This window comes from Mesorhizobium marinum (assembly GCF_040813675.1).
Lineage (GTDB): Bacteria > Pseudomonadota > Alphaproteobacteria > Rhizobiales > Rhizobiaceae > Mesorhizobium_K > Mesorhizobium_K marinum.
Genome location: NZ_JBFOCI010000005.1, coordinates 68,157 through 84,905 on the forward strand (window position 1 = coordinate 68,157; position 16,749 = coordinate 84,905).

18 protein-coding genes are annotated in these 16,749 nt (G+C 68.2%); 5 read left to right on the top strand and 13 right to left on the bottom strand.

The window, feature by feature from the left end:
• Nucleotides 1–15: 15 nt before the first annotated feature.
• Nucleotides 16–537 carry a SixA phosphatase family protein gene (locus ABUE31_RS16205; RefSeq protein ID WP_367724714.1) on the top strand — a complete coding sequence of 174 codons (522 nt, stop codon included), beginning with the start codon at nt 16–18 and terminating at the stop codon, nt 535–537.
• On the opposite strand, the gene ABUE31_RS16210 is transcribed toward ABUE31_RS16205, so the two are convergent.
• Both ABUE31_RS16210 and ABUE31_RS16215 read right to left on the bottom strand, forming a co-directional pair.
• On the bottom strand, nt 524–2,650 hold the full coding sequence (locus ABUE31_RS16210; RefSeq protein ID WP_367724715.1) for a molybdopterin-containing oxidoreductase family protein: 2,127 nt from the start codon (nt 2,648–2,650) through the stop codon (nt 524–526). The two genes, ABUE31_RS16205 and ABUE31_RS16210, sit on opposite strands and share 14 nt — an antisense overlap.
• 178 nt (nt 2,651–2,828) lie before the next feature.
• On the bottom strand, nt 2,829–3,656 hold the full coding sequence (locus ABUE31_RS16215; protein WP_367724716.1) for a hypothetical protein: 828 nt from the start codon (nt 3,654–3,656) through the stop codon (nt 2,829–2,831).
• 471 nt (nt 3,657–4,127) lie between these two features.
• Between ABUE31_RS16215 and ABUE31_RS16220 the strand changes: the two genes are divergently transcribed.
• The gene (locus tag ABUE31_RS16220; protein ID WP_367725033.1) at nt 4,128–4,598 is read left to right on the top strand and encodes a nuclear transport factor 2 family protein; all 471 of its coding nucleotides are present in this window, start codon (nt 4,128–4,130) and stop codon (nt 4,596–4,598) included.
• Nucleotides 4,599–4,735: 137 nt separating this feature from the next.
• Here the strand turns inward: ABUE31_RS16220 and ABUE31_RS16225 are convergent, their stop codons facing one another.
• Both ABUE31_RS16225 and ABUE31_RS16230 read right to left on the bottom strand, forming a co-directional pair.
• The gene (locus ABUE31_RS16225) at nt 4,736–6,613 is read right to left on the bottom strand and encodes an ABC-F family ATP-binding cassette domain-containing protein (protein ID WP_367724717.1); all 1,878 of its coding nucleotides are present in this window, start codon (nt 6,611–6,613) and stop codon (nt 4,736–4,738) included.
• Nucleotides 6,614–6,730: 117 nt separating this feature from the next.
• A complete protein-coding gene (locus ABUE31_RS16230; protein ID WP_367724718.1) occupies nt 6,731–7,243 on the bottom strand; it encodes a DinB family protein in 513 nt (170 codons plus the stop codon).
• A 67-nt stretch (nt 7,244–7,310) separates the two neighbouring features.
• On the opposite strand from ABUE31_RS16230, the gene ABUE31_RS16235 reads away from it, so the two are divergent.
• Together ABUE31_RS16235 and ndk are read left to right on the top strand one after the other, a co-directional pair.
• Entirely contained in the window at nt 7,311–8,000 is a 690-nt protein-coding gene (locus tag ABUE31_RS16235; RefSeq protein WP_367724719.1) for a glutathione S-transferase family protein, read from the top strand.
• A gap of 70 nt (nt 8,001–8,070) precedes the next feature.
• A complete protein-coding gene (gene ndk / locus ABUE31_RS16240; RefSeq protein WP_367724720.1) occupies nt 8,071–8,493 on the top strand; it encodes a nucleoside-diphosphate kinase in 423 nt (140 codons plus the stop codon).
• An 87-nt stretch (nt 8,494–8,580) separates the two neighbouring features.
• Here the strand turns inward: ndk and ABUE31_RS16245 are convergent, their stop codons facing one another.
• From ABUE31_RS16245 to ABUE31_RS16270, 6 genes are all read right to left on the bottom strand, one after another.
• On the bottom strand, nt 8,581–9,348 hold the full coding sequence (locus tag ABUE31_RS16245) for a YbaY family lipoprotein (protein ID WP_367724721.1): 768 nt from the start codon (nt 9,346–9,348) through the stop codon (nt 8,581–8,583).
• A gap of 75 nt (nt 9,349–9,423) precedes the next feature.
• Entirely contained in the window at nt 9,424–9,894 is a 471-nt protein-coding gene (locus ABUE31_RS16250) for a molybdenum cofactor biosynthesis protein MoaE (RefSeq protein ID WP_367724722.1), read from the bottom strand.
• A 3-nt stretch (nt 9,895–9,897) separates the two neighbouring features.
• Complete coding sequence (gene moaD / locus ABUE31_RS16255) at nt 9,898–10,152, bottom strand: molybdopterin converting factor subunit 1 (RefSeq protein ID WP_367724723.1); 255 nt, start codon at nt 10,150–10,152, stop codon at nt 9,898–9,900.
• 1 nt (nt 10,153) lies between these two features.
• Entirely contained in the window at nt 10,154–10,744 is a 591-nt protein-coding gene (gene pgsA / locus ABUE31_RS16260) for a CDP-diacylglycerol--glycerol-3-phosphate 3-phosphatidyltransferase (protein WP_367724724.1), read from the bottom strand.
• 99 nt (nt 10,745–10,843) lie between these two features.
• Nucleotides 10,844–12,916: an excinuclease ABC subunit UvrC gene (gene uvrC, locus ABUE31_RS16265; RefSeq protein WP_367724725.1), complete on the bottom strand. Its 2,073-nt coding sequence runs from the start codon at nt 12,914–12,916 to the stop codon at nt 10,844–10,846.
• Nucleotides 12,913–13,677, bottom strand: coding sequence for an SDR family oxidoreductase (locus ABUE31_RS16270; protein ID WP_367724726.1), 765 nt, complete (start codon nt 13,675–13,677; stop codon nt 12,913–12,915). The genes uvrC and ABUE31_RS16270 overlap by 4 nt, the downstream gene beginning before the upstream one ends.
• A gap of 406 nt (nt 13,678–14,083) precedes the next feature.
• On the opposite strand from ABUE31_RS16270, the gene ABUE31_RS16275 reads away from it, so the two are divergent.
• Nucleotides 14,084–14,755, top strand: coding sequence for an outer membrane protein (locus ABUE31_RS16275; RefSeq protein WP_367724727.1), 672 nt, complete (start codon nt 14,084–14,086; stop codon nt 14,753–14,755).
• Between the two features lie 69 nt (nt 14,756–14,824).
• On the opposite strand, the gene ABUE31_RS16280 is transcribed toward ABUE31_RS16275, so the two are convergent.
• The 3 genes from ABUE31_RS16280 to ABUE31_RS16290 form a co-directional block, all read right to left on the bottom strand.
• Nucleotides 14,825–15,421 carry a glutathione S-transferase family protein gene (locus ABUE31_RS16280; RefSeq protein ID WP_367724728.1) on the bottom strand — a complete coding sequence of 199 codons (597 nt, stop codon included), beginning with the start codon at nt 15,419–15,421 and terminating at the stop codon, nt 14,825–14,827.
• 103 nt (nt 15,422–15,524) lie between these two features.
• Nucleotides 15,525–16,283, bottom strand: coding sequence for a ribonuclease T2 family protein (locus ABUE31_RS16285; RefSeq protein WP_367724729.1), 759 nt, complete (start codon nt 16,281–16,283; stop codon nt 15,525–15,527).
• A gap of 10 nt (nt 16,284–16,293) precedes the next feature.
• The gene (locus tag ABUE31_RS16290; protein WP_367724730.1) at nt 16,294–16,731 is read right to left on the bottom strand and encodes a hypothetical protein; all 438 of its coding nucleotides are present in this window, start codon (nt 16,729–16,731) and stop codon (nt 16,294–16,296) included.
• Nucleotides 16,732–16,749 lie beyond the last annotated feature (18 nt).

Sequence of the window (16,749 nt, forward strand, 5' to 3'; positions counted from 1 at the left end):
GACAGGAACCCGCGCATGAAAAAGCTCCTGCTCCTGCGCCACGCGAAATCGAGCTGGGACGACCCGAACCTTTCGGATTTCGACCGGCCGCTGGCGCCGCGCGGACGCCAGGCCGCGCCGCGCATGGGGCGCGAGATCGCCAGGCGCGGCTGGACGCCCGCGATGGCGCTCGTCTCGCCAGCCTTGCGCACACGCCAGACCTGGGACCTCGTGGCCGCCGAACTGACGGGCAAGCCGGCCGTGTCGTACCACGAAGCACTGTACGAGGTTGCGGGCGATACCCTGCTGGAGGCGATCCGGCGGACGCCCGAGCGCGTGGGCGACATCGTGCTGGTCGGCCATAATCCGGGGATGGAGGAGCTGGCCGCCGCGCTTGCAGGAAGCGGCTCGGCAGGCAAGGCGCTGGGGCGCATGGCAGAAAAATTCCCGACCGGGGCGCTCGCCCGTTTCGAGTTCGACGGGGCATGGGCGACGCTTAAACCCGGAACCGCCCGGCTGACCCACTTCCTGCGGCCGAAAGACCTCACGCCGGCCTGAGCCAGACCTTGTTGTCGTGCACGGCCGCGCCGCCGTAAGGCGCCGGCGCGTCGGCGCCGGTCAACACGTTGATGCCCTCGCCGCGCTCGTGGGCGTCGTTCGGCCACAGACCCTCGGCGATGACCACGCCGCGGTTCAGACCGGCGAAGAGCTTTGCGTGCAGCACGACCTCGCCCCTGGCGTTGCCGATCTCGACGCGGTCGCCGCTGGCGATGCCGAGGGCGGCAGCGTCGTCGGGGTGGACGAGCAGTTCCGGCCGGCCGCCTTCCTTGGTACGCGACGACTGCGTCTCGGCGAAGCTGGAATTGAGGAAGCTGCGCGCCGGCGACGTTGCCAGCCGGAACGGGTGCTCGGCGTCGGCCACCTCGATGAGGTCGACATGGTCGGGGAACTCCGGCAGTTGGTCGTAGGGACCGAAGGCGACGCCCATGTTCCTGGGCGGCTTGCCGGGCGCCGCGCCGCCGACCCAATGCGGCTTGAAACGGAACTTTCCGTCGGGATGGCCAAAACCCTTCAGGAAGTGCGCGGTCTCGAACTCCGGCTGCACGTCGAGCCACTTCGCTTCCTTGAGCGACGCGAAGTCGCCCAGACCCCGCCTGTCCAGCATGAGGTCGATATGCTCGCGTTCGGTCATGCCGAAGCCAGGCCTGTCGGCAACGCCGAGGCGTTTGGCCAGTTCCTCGATGACGAAATGGTTGGTGCGCGGCCCCTCGGGCGGGTCGATCAGCTTGGGGCCGAGATTGATGTGCTGGTTGCCGCCGCCGCGATAGATGTCGTCGTGCTCGAGGAACATTGTGGCCGGCAGGACGACGTCGGCGAGTTTTGCCGTGTCGGTCATGAATTGCTCGTGCACGCAGGTGAAAAGGTCGTCCCGCATGAAACCCTTGACCACCAGCCGCTGCTCGGGCGCGACGTTCACCGGATTGGTGTTCTGGATCAGCAGCGCGGTGACCGGCGGTCCGCCGTACAGCGCGTCATCATGGCCCATCAGCACCGGACCGATGCGCGAATGGTCGAGGTAGCGAATGGCGGGATCGCGCAGCTTCGTCCCTTCCAGCAGGCCCTTGTCGAGCTTGAAGATGCCGGAATTGGTGTGGAAGGCGCCGCCGCCCTCATATTGCCAGCACCCGGTGACGGCGGCGACCGACAGCGCCGCATGCATGTTCACCGAGCCGTTGCGCTGGCGCGCGAAACCGTAGCCGAGGCGGAAGAACGTGCGCTCGGTCATGCCGACGAGTTCGGCGAAGGCCTCGATTTCCTGCACCGACAGGCCGGTGATGGCCGACGCCCACTCGGGCGTGCGGTCCTTCAGATGCGCCTCCAGCCCGTGCGGGTCGTCGGTGTATCTTTCCAGATAGGACCAGTCGGCGAGGCCGTCTCGGAACAGCACGTGCATGACCGCGCAGGCGAGCGCGCCGTCGGTGCCGGGCTTCAGGATCAGGCCCATGTCGGCCTGGCGCATGGTGGCGTTGTCGTAGATGTCGATGACGACGATCTTGGCGCCGCGTTCCTTGCGAGCCTTCACGGCATGCGTCATCACGTTGACCTGGGTGGCGACGGCGTTGGTGCCCCAGATGACGACGCAGTCCGACTTCGCCATCTCGCGCGGGTCCGAACCGTGCAGCGCCCCTGCCCCCATGTACCAGCCGGTCCAGGCGAGGTTGGTGCAGATGGACGAGAAGAAGCCGGAGTATTTTTTCGCGTGACGCAGCCGCTCGATGCCGTCGCGCTGCACCAACCCCATCGTTCCCGCGTAGAAATAGGGCCAGACCGTCTCGCTGCCGTATTTCTCCTCGGCCGCGACGAATTTTTCGGCCACCAGGTCGAGCGCGGCATCCCAGCTCGCCTCCTTCCAGGCACCCTCGCCCTTGGCGCCGGATCGCACCAGCGGCTTCAGCAGGCGGTCGGGGTGGTGGATGCGGTCGGCGTAGCGCGCCACCTTGGCGCAGATCACGCCGGCCGTGTAGCTGTTCTTGCGGTCGCCATGGATGCGGCCGATGCGGTTGTCGGACAACAGCTCGACGTCGAGCGCGCAGGTCGACGGGCAGTCGTGCGGGCAGGCCGAATGGCCGATCTTCAACCTGGCCTGCTGGATGTCGGCGTGCTGGTTCATGGTCAGTCCATAGCCGGAAACGGCGGCTCCGTGTAGGGCCAGACGCGCTGCGGGGTTGGGCCCGAGCGGGGAAAGGGAAAGGGCAATCGGGATTTTGGAGTGGGGAGTTGACGCGCGGAAGGGTGCGCGGCGATCCGATGATGCGCGCTGATTTCGTCGCGAGAGGGCGGCGGCGGTGTCATGACGTGTCGGGCCGCTCCAGCGCGTCGAAGGCGAGGCCATGCAGGTCGCTCAGGATGTCGTGGACGGCATGGCCGCGCAGCCGTTTCGGGCGCTGGCCGGGCGGCCGGCCCGGCCGCAGCGGCCAGGCCCGGCGGTTTTTTCTGGCCGGGGCGGCGGCGGTGTCCTTTTCCTGCGTGCGAAACGCGCGCCAGCGGGCGAAGCGGCGGGCCTGCGCGGGCAGGTCATCGAGCGCGGTGACGACCGCCTGGAGACGGAGCGCAAGGCGGGTCGCGTCGAGCGGGTCGTCGGGCGCCGGCGGGTTGCGGGGCGCGAGCGGGAACGGCTGGGTGACGCCCGGCAGCGAGATGCGGGGGATGGCGGCCGGGCGAAGCGGGCTGACGGATCGCTTGAGGGGATCGAGCAGCGGCAGGGTACCCCCACCCCTTACCCCTCCCCACAGGGGGGAGGGGGACGCGGGGGCATGCCCGGGCCTCGGGATGGCGATGCCGTCTTGTGAGGCCGCCGCGGCTGGCTTCGTCCCGCGCGGCGGCGCAAGCGTCACGACGAGCCCGCGCGCGAGCACGATGATGAGCCGGCGCACGGCGGATTCGGCGGGCCTGAGCAGCCGCAGGATGGCGCGGTGGAGATGGCGCGGCAGGACGAGCGGCGGGGAAACACACCCCTCGCCAGGTTCGGCCGGCGACCCGGCTTTGCCTCGCCGGGCCGAACCATCCTCTCCCGCAAGGGGAGAGGTAAGACCGGCAAGCCCCGCCATGGCGCAGAGCATGGCGGCGACGCGCTTCAGCGTCGTGGTGTTCCGCTCGATCGCCAGGTTCCAGTCCATCGCCGCCTCCTTTCAGGCGGCGGGATTTTCGCACGAGGACGGAGCGGCGTGGATGGATTTGGAGCTTTGCGGTGACGGAAGTGGTCGGAGAAGCGACAAAGCTAAGCTGCGGTGGCGAAGAATCGCTTGAAGATCGATCCACGGGATCCCTGGCCAGGGGCAACCACAGTTGGCGTCTCTTCCGCTGCGTCCTTCAAGCGCGCGCAAGCGGCGGTGCGCGGAAGGCGGCGACTGCGTGGTGCACCGCTACCTTCGGGAAGGGCGTCTTCCCGGAAGCTCGTCTCCGGCCGCCGGCGGCTCATTCCCCGCATTTTCTGCGACGGTCGACGCGGCCAGGCCTGCGGCTTTCATATGCTCCGATCGCGACAGAACGGCCTCATGTTCCAGGAACAGCGGAACGCTGGCGCCGGCTGGACAGCCGGTCGGCCGCGCCCTAGAGGTTTACCCAGGGGAAATTGCGAGGTGCGCGACATGACATATTTCGAGGCAAAGAGCCCCAACCGCCGGGATTTTTCGCTTCTGGCGCTGGCCGGGCTCTCCGTGTTGGCTGCAGGCGTACGACCGCTCAGCGCCGGGGAGCCGCTTTCGGAACAACAGGCGCGCGCGGCGCTCGACCCGTGGATCGAAGCGGTCTACTCGGGCGACCCGACAAGGGTGGACGGCGTGCTCGGCCCCGAGTTTCAGATCCTGCGCTCGGACGGCACAGGGCACGACAAGGCCGGGTATCTCAAGGCCCTGCCCAAGCACAACGCCCCGATCGTGTTGAGCGACATAATCGCGACCGGAAACGCCGACGTGATGGTGATCCGGTACAGAATCGACAGCGACCAGACGGTGGACGGGAAGGCCGCGAAGGGGAATTCGCCCCGCCTGTCGGTGTTCCGGAAGGAAGACGGTCGCTGGCTGCTGAGCGCCCACGCCAATTTCGCACCGCTGACATAGGTTTCCGGATTCCGGAGCTATCAGTCGCGCCCAGGTTGGGCTCGAACATCGCGCCGCACGCGCTCCCTGCCTCGACGCGGGGTTGACCGGCTTGGACCGGATGCCAACCCCCGCCGCCAGGAGCGCCGACGGGCCGCCTAGTCCGAGGTCGCTTCCTCGTACTCGGCCGACATCTCCAGCCACTTTTCCTCGTTGCGGGCGAGCTGTCCCGAGAGGTCGGCGCGTTCCTTGGCGAGCCTTGTGGCGCCGACCGGGTCCTTCTCGTAGAGCGCCGGGTTGGCGAGCTCGTCCTCGATCGTGTCGATGCGCTTGCGCAGTCGGTCCATGAGCGATTCCGTGGCGCGGATCTCCCTGGCGAGCGGCTCGTATTGCTGGCGGCGGGCGGCGGCCTCGCGGCGGCGGTCGGCCTTGGACGCCTTTTCGGCCTCGCGCTTCTCGCGGCTGTTGGCCGAGACGCCGGTGACCAGCGTCTTGTAGTCGTCGAGGTCGCCGTCATAGGGGTTCACCTGCCCGTCCTTGACCAGCCAGAGCCGGTCGGCGGTCGCTTCCAGCAGGTGGCGGTCGTGGCTGACGAGGATCACGGCGCCCGGAAAGTCGTTGAGCGCGTGGACCAGCGCCTCGCGGCTATCGATGTCGAGGTGGTTGGTCGGCTCGTCGAGGATGAACAGGTTCGGCCCGTCGAAGGCGGCGAGCCCCATCAGCAGGCGCGCCTTCTCGCCGCCGGAGAGGTCCTTTGCCGGCGTGTTCATCTTCTCGGTCGCCAGGCCGAACTGCGCGACGCGGGCGCGCACTTTTGACTCGGGCGCTTCAGGCATCAGGCGGCGGACATGCTCGTAGGCGTTTTCCTCGGGGCGGAGGTCGTCGAGCTGGTGCTGCGCGAAGATCGCGACCTTCAGGCCGGGCGCCACCGTCATGCTGCCCTGCTCCGGCTTCAAGCGGCCGGCGAGCAGTTTTGCAAAAGTCGACTTGCCGTTGCCGTTGGCGCCGAGCAGCGCGATGCGGTCATCGGCGTCGATCCTCAGCGTCATCTTCCTGAGGATCGGCGCGCCGGGCATGTAGCCGACATTGACGTTGTTCAGCGCGACGATCGGCGAGGCCACCGTCTTGACCGGCTCGGGGAAGGAGAACGGCCGCACCGTGTCGTCGACGAGGGCGGCGATCGGCTTCATCTTCTCCAGCGCCTTGATGCGCGACTGCGCCTGGCGCGCCTTGGATGCCTTGGCGCGGAAGCGGTCGACGAAGGACTGCAGGTGTTTGCGGGCCGCCTCCTGCTTGACGCGGCCCTTTTCCTGCAGCTCGCGCTGCTCGGACCACTGCCGCTCGAACTGGTCGTAGCCGCCGCGCCAGAAAGTCAGCTTCTTCTGGTCGAGATGCACGATCGAATTGACGGCGCGGTTCAGGAGGTCGCGGTCGTGGCTGATCAGCAGCACGGTGTGCGGGTATTTCGCGACGTAGTTCTCCAGCCACAACGAGCCTTCGAGGTCGAGATAGTTGGTCGGCTCGTCGAGCAGCAGGAGGTCGGGCTGCGAGAACAGCACGGCGGCGAGCGCGACGCGCATGCGCCAGCCCCCCGAGAAGGAGGACGCCGGCCGCTTCTGCGCCGCCTCGTCGAAGCCGAGGCCGGCCAAAATGGTGGCGGCGCGGGATTCGGCCGAGTGCGCGTCGATGTCGGCGAGCCGGATGTGGATCTCGGCGATGCGGTTGGCGTCGGTGGCGGTCTTCTCCTCGGCCAGAAGTGCGGCGCGCTCGAGGTCGGCCTTGAGCACGATCTCGATCAGCGGCTCCTCGGTGCCCGGCGCCTCCTGCGCGACCTGGCCGATGCGGGTGTTCTTCGGCAGGCTGACCGAGCCCGTCTCGGACGGCATGTCGCCGGTGATGGCGCGAAACAGCGTCGTCTTGCCGGTGCCGTTGCGGCCGACAAGGCCCGCCTTCGTGCCAGCCGGCAGCGTCAGCGAGGCGTGGTCGAGCAGCAGGCGTCCGGCGATGCGGAGCGAAAGGTCGTTGATAACTAGCATGGCCCGCGGCTTTTGCACCGGGACCGCCCGGACCGCAAGGCGGCGGCCCGGAGCAAGGCGAAAAAGATGGGCCGTTTCGCTGCCTTGCGCCACCGGCTGGCGGTGCAGCCGGCGAAGTCAGGCGTAGGCGCGGCCTTCCTCGGTGCGCTGGAAGTAGATGAGGTCCAGCGTCGGCGCTTCCTTGCCCAGCACGGTCAGGATCGTGTGCGCCTGGCCGCGATGGTGGGTCTGGTGGTTGAAGAGGTGCGAGAGCGCGGGCGCCAGGCGCTGCGACACGGTGCGCATATCGGTGACCGTCATGTAGGTGAAGCGGCCGGCAAGCGCCTTCTCGCTGAGCCCGCCCACCCAGTCGACGATGCGCCTGTCCTCGGCCTCGCGCGCCGCGCGCAGCTTGGGCAGGTCGATGTAGAGGATCGTGTCGAGCGCAGCCGGGGCGTCGCCTTCGCCGGTGAAGCGCTTCAGCCAGATCCGGTCGGCGACGAGCAGATGGTTCAGCGTGCCGCGCATCGACTTGAAGAAGGCGCCGGTGTCGCGCTGGAACTCCGCCCTGGTCAGGCCGGCGGCCGCGTCGTAGATGCGCTGGTTGGCCCAGGCATTGTAGGCCGCAAACATCATGTAGTGCTTCTTCAAGGGGCTTCCCCTTCGGCTCGGATCGGCAATAGTGGCACCTTCATAGATGCCATGGAGTGCACAGCCAATGACAATCCTGCTCTACGACCTCGTCGGCGAGGACCATTCGCGGCCGTTCAGCCCGCATTGCTGGAAGGCGGCGATGTCGCTCGCCCACAAGGGGCTGGCCTTCCGCCGCGAGCCGACGCCGTTCACCGCGGTGCCGCAGGTCGAGGGCGGCGTCTCGAAGACGGTGCCGGTCATCCGCGACGGCGACAGGGTGGTGGCGGATTCCTTCGCCATCGCGCTCTATCTGGACGAAGCCTATCCCGACCGCCCGACGCTGTTCGGCGGCAAGGGCGGCGAAGCCATGGCCCGCTTCATCGAACGCTGGTCGCAGTTGACCATCCACCCCTATCTGGGCGCGGCGGCGCTGGCCGACATCCATGCCAGGCTGGCGCCGGCCGACCAGGCCTATTTCCGCGACAGCCGCGAACAGCGCTACGGCCGCACGCTCGAGGACGTGTCGGCGCCGCGCGCCGAGGGACTGGCCGCCTTCCGGTCGTCGCTGGAGCCGCTGCGCGGCATGCTGACCTACCAGCCCTTCATCGGCGGGGACGGCCCGCTCTATCCCGACTACGTGGTGTTCGGCGCGTTCCAGTGGATGCGGATCATGTCGCCGTTCCAGGTGCTGGCCGCCGACGACCCGGTCGCGGCCTGGTTCGAAAGGCTGCTCGACCTGCACGGCGCGCTGGGGCGCACGGTCGCGGCGGCCTAGGCCCTGCTTGGCAAGGCGGGCGGCGGCCTGTATAGAGCCCGCCACCTCTCAAACCATACAGGAACAGACAATGGCGATCGAACGCACCTTCTCCATGATCAAGCCGGACGCGACCCGGCGCAACCTGACTGGCGCGATCACGAAGATGCTCGAGGACGCCGGACTGCGCGTCGTCGCCTCCAAGCGCGTCTGGATGAGCCGCCGCGAGGCCGAAGGCTTCTACGCCGTCCACAAGGAGCGCCCCTTCTTCGGCGAACTCGTCGAGTTCATGTCGTCGGCGCCGACCGTCGTCCAGGTGCTCGAGGGCGAGAACGCCATCGCCAAGAACCGCGAAGTGATGGGCGCCACCAACCCGGCCAACGCCGACGAGGGCACGATCCGCAAGGTTCACGCCCTGTCGATCGGCGAGAACTCCGTGCACGGCTCGGACGCGCCCGAGACCGCCGCGCAGGAAATCAAGTACTGGTTCTCCGACATCGAGCTGGTCGGCTGATTCCGGCCTGAACAGCCGAACGCAAAGAAAAGCCGGGTCCTCGACCCGGCTTTTTTGTTCGGCGATGCCGCGCGCCGCGCCGGACCGTCAGTCCATCCGGGCGAAGCGGAGGATGTCGGCGCCGCCGGCGTCCACCAGGAACAGCTTGCCCTGCCCTGCGTCGATCCGGTAGCTCGCGACCCTCTCGAGCGCCGCGAAGAACTTGCGCTCCTGATCCATCAGCGCCGGGGCGCAGGCCATCATGGTCGCGCCGGCCTTGCCGACCTTGATCGCGTCGCCCTTGACCTCGGCCTCGGCGAAATAGCGGTTGCAGCCGCCGCTGCCGGCAACCTTGCCGTCCGCCGCAACGCTGAAGGTCGTCTGCGCGTTGTCGATGACGCCGGCGCCGTCGATGTCCTCGGCCAGCCAAGTCGCGCCAAACAGCGAGGGCGCGGCCCTCGCCTCCCGGACCATCTTCAGCATCATCTTCTGCGGCTCGGGGTTGAGCGGATCGACCGCGTAGCGCTGGTCGGTGATGAACCAGAGCCGGTTGTCGACCGTGATGCGCGCCTGGACGGCGTAGGTCTGCCTGGACTGGATGACGGTCGGATCGAACTTGAGGACAAAGGCGACCGGCACCTGCCCCGCCGGCTCGATCTTCTGCTCGGCGATAATGGTCGCCGGCGCATCGGCCAGCGACACATCCATCAGCTTGACCTCGACGACGGCATTGGGCGGGAGCGCGATCCGCTCGCGATAGAAGACCTCGCCTTCCACGGTCATCTCGGCCGCGGCGAGCGCGCCGGGCAGCAACAAGCCGCCCAGGAACAGCGGTGCGATCCCGAACAGGACCAATTCGGCGAGTTTCCCGATCATGCGACGACCTCCTGTCTTCGAGGCCAGACTCGATGCCGATTGAGTCGGTTCCGTGACCGCGTCGTGACGCCGCCGCTATTTTTTCCAGCGCGCGGCGGCCGCGTCGTCGCTTTCGCGGGCGTCTACCCAGCCGCCTGCCGAGTCGTCGGCGCGGTGCTCCTTCTTCCAGAAGGGCGCACTCGACTTCAGGTAGTCCATGAGGAACTCCGCCGCCTCGAAGGCGGCGCCGCGGTGCTTCGACGCGGTCGCCACCAGCACGATGTTCTCGCCCGGCCTGATCCTGCCGTAACGATGGATGACGGTGAGCCCGGCGAGCGGCCAGCGGCCGATGGCCTGGCCGGCGATCCTGGCCACCTCGGCCTCGGCCATGCCGGAATAGTGTTCGAGTTCGAGCGCCGACAGCGTGCCGGTCTCGTCGCGGCAGACGCCAAGGAAGGTGACGACCGCGCCGACGTCGGAATTGCCGGCGCGCAGCCGTTCCGTCTCCAGGGCGACGTCGAAGTCGTCTGCCTGGATGCGCACGACCGCAACCGGCTGGCCAGCCATGGATCAGCCGCCCGTCATCGGCGGGAACAGCGCGATTTCGCCGGCGCCCGCGATCTTCTCGCCGTGGTCGACATGCTCGTGGTCGATGGCGACGCGGATGACCTCGGGGTGCCTCAGCGCATGGGCGTATTCGTCGCCCTGCGCCTTGAGCCAGACAAGCAAGTCGCCGACCGTCACGACGCTCGCCGGCAGGACCACCTCCTCCTCGGGCTTGCCGATGCGTTCGCGTACCCAGGCGAAATAGACGAGCTTGGTCACGTCATTCGTCCATGATGTGCTTGGCGCCGGCGCGGAAATAGTCGTAGCCGGTGTAGAGCGTCACGATCGCGGCGACCCAGAGCAGGACGATGCCGGCTTCCGTGGCATAGGGCACGATCTTGTCGAGCGCCGGCCCGGCGAGCAGCACCGCGATCGCGATCATCTGGATGGTCGTCTTCCACTTGGCGAGCTGGGTCACCGGCACGCTCACCTTGAGCGCGGCGAGGTATTCGCGCAGGCCCGAGACGAGGATTTCGCGGCACAGGATGATGATCGCCGCCCACAGCGTCCAGCCGGCGATGGTCCGGTCGGTATCGGCGGCGAGCAGCAGCAGGCAGGTGGCGACGAGCAGCTTGTCGGCGATCGGATCCAGCATTCGCCCGATATTGGAGGTCTGCTGCCATGCCCGCGCCAGATATCCGTCCAGATAGTCGGTGATGCTGGCGGCGACGAAGATGGCGAGCGCCGACCAGCGCGCGAAGTCGCTCGACTGCAGCCGCCCCTCCAGGAAGAAGCACAGGACGACCAGCGGCACGGCGAGGATCCGTCCGTAGGTCAGCATGTTGGGCAGGTTGAATGCGCGCTTGGCCATGTCTTTCCAGCTTTTTTCCAGCGGTACTGAAATCAGATGCCGATGTAGGGGGTCAACTGGCTGATTTCGATGGACCACGCCAATTGATCCGACATTCCATCAATTCTCGTGGAAATGGTTGTAAACAAGGCGGGCAACCGTCTCCGAGATGCCCTCCACAGCCATCAGGTCGTCGATGGCGGCGCCGCGCACCGCCTTGGCGGTGCCGAAATGCAGGAGCAGCGCGCGCTTGCGTGCCGGCCCGATGCCGCCGATCTCGTCGAGCGGGTTCTTCACCATCTCCTTCTTGCGGCGGGCGCGGTGCGAGCCGATGGCGAAGCGGTGCGCCTCGTCGCGCAGGCGCTGGACGAAATAGAGCACCGGATCGCGCACCGGCAGCGTGAAGGCCGCCTTGCCCCTGACGAAGAAACGCTCGCGGCCGGCCTCGCGGTCCTGGCCCTTGGCGACGCCGACCGCGACGACGCGGTCCTCGATGCCGAGTTCGGCGAGGATGGCGCGGACGGCGGTCATCTGGCCCTGGCCGCCGTCGATCAGGATGACGTCCGGCCAGGCCGGGAACGCGGAGCTCTCCTGGTCGTCCTCGCCGGCGGCCTCCGGCCCGGCTTCGGCGGCGTGCTCCTTGATGAGCCGCGAGAAGCGGCGCTGCATCACCTCGCGCATCATGCCGAAATCGTCGCCCGGCGTGATGTCGGGCGAGCGTATGTTGAACTTGCGGTACTGGTTCTTCACGAACCCTTCCGACCCGGCGACGATCATTGCGCCGACCGCGTTCGTGCCCATGATGTGCGAGTTGTCGTAGACCTCGATGCGGCGCGGCGGCGCGGCGAGGCCGAAGGTCTCGGCAAAGCCGGCAAGCAGGCGCGCCTGCGTCGATGTCTCGGCAAGCCGCCGGCCGAGCGCCTCGCGGGCATTCTGCACGGCGTGGTCGACGAGATCCTTCTTCTCGCCGCGCTGGGGAACGACGATTGACACCTTGCGGCCGGCCCTGGTGGCCAGCGCCTGCTGGAGAAGGTCGGCCTCCTCGACCGCATGCGAAAGCATGACGGTGCGCGGGCACGGCTTGTCGTCGTAGAACTGGGCGAGGAAGGAGGACAGCACCTCCTGCGCCTCCAGCGCCGGGTCGGCCTTGGGGAAATAGGCGCGGTTGCCCCAGTTCTGACCGGTCCTGAAGAAGAACACCTGGATGCAGACCTGCCCGCCCTCCTGGTGGATGGCGAAGACGTCGGCCTCATCGACGCCCTGCGGGTTGATGCCCTGGTGGCTCTGCACGTGCGACAGCGCCGCCAGCCGGTCGCGGTAGACGGCGGCGCGCTCGAAATCAAGATCCTCGGCGGCCTGCTGCATCTGCCCGGAAATCTCGGTCTTCACCTTCTGGCTGCGGCCGGAGAGGAAGTCGCGGGCTTCGTTCACCAGATCGTCGTAGCCCGCCGCCGAGATCTCGCCGGTGCAGGGACCGGAGCAGCGCTTGATCTGGTAGAGCAGGCAGGGCCGCGTGCGGCTTTCGAACACCGAATCCGTGCAGGTCCGGAGCAGGAAGGCGCGCTGCAGCGAGTTGATGGTGCGGCCGACCGCGCCGGCCGAGGCGAACGGGCCGAAATAGTCGCCCTTTCGCGAGCGCGCGCCGCGATGCTTGAAGATGCCGGGCGACGGGTGATCGCCGGTGAGCAGGATGTAGGGAAACGACTTGTCGTCCCGCATCAGCACGTTGAAGCGGGGCCTCAGCCGCTTGATCAGGTTCGCCTCGAGCAGAAGCGCCTCGATCTCGGTGCGGGTGACGACGAACTCCATGGTCGCCGTCTCGCGCACCATGCGGCCGATGCGGTGGGTGTGGAACCGCCCCTGCGCGTAGTTGGTGACCCGCTTCTTGAGGCTGCGCGCCTTGCCGACATAGAGCACGTCGCCGGCGGCGTTCATCATGCGGTAGACGCCCGGCGCATTGGGCAGCCGCTTGACCAGCGTCTGGATGACCTCGGCCCCGACCTTGCCGTCGGCGTCGCCGGCATGCGCCGTCCAGTCGATCGCCGTGAACGGCAGGTCGGCGCCCGGCGGCGCGGCCTCGGGCTCATCGACCGGCAGATCGTCGTCTTCGGCTTCGTCGCCCGGCGCGAAGCCGGCGATGTCGTCGGCGGATGCGGCGCCGCGGCCCTGCCCCGGCTTGCTGTTCGAACTCATTCGACCATGCCTGTCACATCCGGCGTCTGCCAGGCAAGATGCTGGCCGCCGTCGAGCGCGATCATCTGGCCTGTCACGGCGCGCGCCGCGAAGAGATAGCGGATCGCCGCGCCGAAATCGCCGAGATCCGGGCCGCGCTTCAGGATCAGCCCGTCGATCTGCGCGGCGAAGTCGTGCGCCTGCTGCTTGGCGTTGGCAAGCGTCGGGCCGGGTCCGATCGCGTTGACCCGGATGCGGGGCGCGAGCGCCTGCGCCATGGTGCGGGTGGCCGTCCACAGCGCCGACTTCGAGAGCGTGTAGGAAAAATAGCGGGGGGTGAGGTTCCAGACGCGCTGGTCGATGACGTTGACGACCAGCCCCTCGGCATCCTCCGGCAGGGCCTCGGCGAAGCGCCTGGACAGCATGACCGGCGCGTTGACGTGGATGGCGAAGTGGCGCGCCGCCAGCGCCGGATCGAAGGCCGCGACCGAATCATCCTCGAAGATCGAGGCGTTGTTGACGAGCAGGCCGATCGGCCCGAGCGCCCGCGCCGCCTCGTCGACCAGCGCGTCGGTGGCCGCGGGGTCGCAGAGGTCGGCCTGCACGACGGCCGCCCGCGCGCCCGAAGCGCGGATCTGCGCGGCCAGCGCCTCGGCCTCGTCGCGCGAGCGGTTGCAGTGGATCGCCACCGCAAAACCGTTGGCGGCGAGGTCCTCGGCGATCGCCCTGCCGATGCGCTTCGCGCCGCCCGTCACCAGCGCCGTCCTCGTGGCCGATGCCATCCGTCAACCCCATGCTTGTGCCGAACAAGGTTTCCCGAGGGAACCGCGGCGACCTACCGGTAACGTTCCGTTCGTTGTTTTGACGGCTTTGTGTCCGAACCCCGACGAAACGGCGCGCGAACGCACTTCGTCCGCCGGCGCCTGCGGCACATATAGAGCGCGCTGAGCCTTGCACCAAGCCGGGTTGGGCGTCGGCGGACGCAGCCTCCTGACAACCGCTGTTGCCGGACGGCAACGTCAAGCTTCAGCCTCATTCGCGCCGGCCAATGACCCAAATTCAGGTTCGTTCGGGCCACAATTGAACACGACATTCGGAACCGGCGGGCACCCGGTCCGTTCTGCCTCCCGCGGGGCCGGGCATGCTTATTCGCGAACCCACATGTTCTGTGGTCATGGAGTAACTGGAATGATTACTGTTCTCAATCTCGCACGGCCGACGGCGGTCGCGCTCGGACTGGCGGCCCTGATAGGCACGCTCCCCGCTCATGCAGCCGACGCCGTGATGGAAGTGCCGGCGGCCCCGGCCGCTCCGATGGAGGAGCCGCCGCTCAACACCTGGACGGGCGCCTATGCGGGCGTGACGCTGGGCTACGGCTTCGCCGGCAACACCGACGCCGCCGCACCGTTCAACAACGAGATCGGCACCGACGGCTTCCTGGCCGGCGGCTTCGTCGGCTACAACTACCAGGTCGGCAACATGGTGGCCGGCGCGGAAGCCGACATCGGCTACAGCTGGGAAGACGGCTCCAACGCCGGCCTGACCAGCGAATCCGGCGTCGAGGGCTCGTTGCGCGCGCGCCTCGGCTACGTGATCTCGCCGAACGTCATGCTCTACGCGACCGCCGGCGGCGCGGCCAAGGACCTCGAAGTGTCCGGCGGCGGCTTCAGCGACAGCAACACGATGATCGGCTGGACGGCCGGCGGCGGCGCCGACATCATGGTGACGGAGAACGTCTTCGGGCGTGTCGAATACCGCTACACCGACTTCGGCAGCGACACGTTCAACCTCGGCGGCACCTCGGCCGACGTGGACGACAAGAACCACCGCATCAACTTCGGCCTCGGCGTGAAGTTCTGATCCGGAAAGCACCGTGACGACAGACCGGGCGCCTATTCGGCGCCCGGTTTCGTTTGGGCGGGCGTCCGCTCAGGACGGCAGCAGCGCCTTCAGCTCCGGATGCTTCTCGTCGAAGCGCGCCGCCCAGCGGCGCAGGCGCTTGCGACCCTTGTCCCACTGGCCCGCGAACCGAAGGTCCAGGTAGCCGAGCGCGGCGCGAAGCGCGATGTGGCCGGCATGCAGCGTCCGGCCGAACTTCGGCGGATCGGCGTTCAGCGCGTCGAGCGCGCGCTCGACCTTCGCCCACTGCTTGTCGAGCCAGGGCTGGTGCACGATCTCGGCCGGCCGCATGCGGCGCTCGTAGACATGCGCCAGAGCACAGTCGCAGATGCCGTCGGCCAGCGCCTCCAGCCGCTCGGCCTCGGTGCGCTTGGCGGCGCTGCGCGGAAACAGCCGGTTGCCGGACTGGCGGTTCAGGTACTGGGTGATGGCTCGGCTGTCGAACACCGCCTCGCCGTCATCGGCGACCAGCACGGGAATCTTGCCGAGCGGATTGGCCTTCAGGAAGTCCTCCGGCGGCTTCGACGTCTCGACGACGACGGCCTCCAGCGGAATGCCGGCATGGGCGGCGGCCATCAATACCTTGCAGCTGTAGGGGGACGAGGGAGCGACGAGGGCTTTCGGCATGGGCTTTCTTTCGCGGATATCGAGAGGACAGCGAGCTTAGTGCACGCGCGCCGCGCGGCAAGTCCCGATCGCCGGGAAACGCGGCGGCTGCGGCATCAGGCCCTCACCCGCCGCGCACCGGCGGCATGACGACCTTCGGCAGCCTGCAGCCGCGTCGGTCGATTTCCGGGCAGGCCCGGAACTCCAGGTCGCGGGTCAGGCAGATGCGCACCTCGCGCAAGAACCGCTTGTCGCAGGTGACGGCGACGGCGTCCGAGGGCAGCGCGGGATTGGCCTCCAGGAAGGCTTTTTCGACCTCGCCGGGGGGCAGCGTGACATAGGCGTCGAGCCGGCGGAAACGCGCCGGGATCGAGACCGCTTCGCGGGCGGCGCGCAGCACGGCGAAATAGTCGTCCTGCCCGAGCCTGGCGCAGGAGCCGTGCTTGCGCCACTGGTGGCGGATGAGGCCGGCCGAAGGCATGATGTCGTAGAGCGTCCGCAAGGTCTGGCGGGGCACGTCGGGCTCTTCGGTGCGGCAGCTCTCCGGGTAGCCGCGCTCGAACTGCGGCCACAGGCCGTGGACGACGAAGGCGTAGGGCCTGCCCGCCGCGCATTGCTGGCGGTTGGCGTCCTGCCCTTCCGCCTCGCAATAGCTCGGCGACCATGACAGCGACAGCACGTAGAAATCGAAACCCGACCCGCGCGGCAGGGATGGCGAAGCCGGCCGGGATTCGGTCGGCCCCGGCAGGGGCGCAGACGGCATCGGCTGCGCGATCGGCGTCGGCGGCCGCGCGTCCCGGGGCTGTCGCTCGGCTTCCTGGCTGCAGCCGGCCGCGAGCAGGACCGACGCCAGCGCCGCCAGGCCGGCGCGGCGGGCATTCATCGCAAGACGCTCAGCGCAGGACGCGGCAGCGCCCGTTGTAGACGTACCAGCGGTCGAAGCCCGAGACGCAGAACTCGACATTGTGGCCCATCGAGGCGAAGCCCTGCCCCTCCTCGATGAGGTACCAGATGTCGCGGTAGCCGCCGTCCGACAGGACGACCTTGGCGCCGCAATAGGTGCGGCCGATCGGGCGATCTTCCTGCGCCGGCAGGTAGCGGTGCTCGTGGATGTTCTGGAACGCCGTGATGGCGACCAGCGGCAGGTTGGGCACGTGCCTGACCTGGTAGGCGAAATTGCGCTCGATCCGGCCAAGCACCCAGCGCTCGGCGCAGACGCCCGAATCGGACGAATAGACCGCGGGATCGGCGGCGAGCGCGGAGGGCGCGGACGCAAAGGACGAGGCAAGGCCGAGCAGCGCGGCGAGGAAGGGGCGAAGGAAGCGATGCATCGGAAGCCTCTCTCGGGG

Coding starts and splice junctions, on each gene's coding strand:
- ABUE31_RS16205 (WP_367724714.1), top strand. CDS start 16: ATGAAAAAGCTCCTGCTCCTGCGCCACGCGAAATCGAGCTGGGACGAC.
- ABUE31_RS16210 (WP_367724715.1), bottom strand. CDS start 2,650: ATGAACCAGCACGCCGACATCCAGCAGGCCAGGTTGAAGATCGGCCAT.
- ABUE31_RS16215 (WP_367724716.1), bottom strand. CDS start 3,656: ATGGACTGGAACCTGGCGATCGAGCGGAACACCACGACGCTGAAGCGC.
- ABUE31_RS16220 (WP_367725033.1), top strand. CDS start 4,128: ATGACATATTTCGAGGCAAAGAGCCCCAACCGCCGGGATTTTTCGCTT.
- ABUE31_RS16225 (WP_367724717.1), bottom strand. CDS start 6,613: ATGCTAGTTATCAACGACCTTTCGCTCCGCATCGCCGGACGCCTGCTG.
- ABUE31_RS16235 (WP_367724719.1), top strand. CDS start 7,311: ATGACAATCCTGCTCTACGACCTCGTCGGCGAGGACCATTCGCGGCCG.
- ndk (WP_367724720.1), top strand. CDS start 8,071: ATGGCGATCGAACGCACCTTCTCCATGATCAAGCCGGACGCGACCCGG.
- ABUE31_RS16245 (WP_367724721.1), bottom strand. CDS start 9,348: ATGATCGGGAAACTCGCCGAATTGGTCCTGTTCGGGATCGCACCGCTG.
- ABUE31_RS16250 (WP_367724722.1), bottom strand. CDS start 9,894: ATGGCTGGCCAGCCGGTTGCGGTCGTGCGCATCCAGGCAGACGACTTC.
- pgsA (WP_367724724.1), bottom strand. CDS start 10,744: ATGGCCAAGCGCGCATTCAACCTGCCCAACATGCTGACCTACGGACGG.
- uvrC (WP_367724725.1), bottom strand. CDS start 12,916: ATGAGTTCGAACAGCAAGCCGGGGCAGGGCCGCGGCGCCGCATCCGCC.
- ABUE31_RS16270 (WP_367724726.1), bottom strand. CDS start 13,677: ATGGCATCGGCCACGAGGACGGCGCTGGTGACGGGCGGCGCGAAGCGC.
- ABUE31_RS16275 (WP_367724727.1), top strand. CDS start 14,084: ATGATTACTGTTCTCAATCTCGCACGGCCGACGGCGGTCGCGCTCGGA.
- ABUE31_RS16280 (WP_367724728.1), bottom strand. CDS start 15,421: ATGCCGAAAGCCCTCGTCGCTCCCTCGTCCCCCTACAGCTGCAAGGTA.
- ABUE31_RS16285 (WP_367724729.1), bottom strand. CDS start 16,283: ATGAATGCCCGCCGCGCCGGCCTGGCGGCGCTGGCGTCGGTCCTGCTC.
- ABUE31_RS16290 (WP_367724730.1), bottom strand. CDS start 16,731: ATGCATCGCTTCCTTCGCCCCTTCCTCGCCGCGCTGCTCGGCCTTGCC.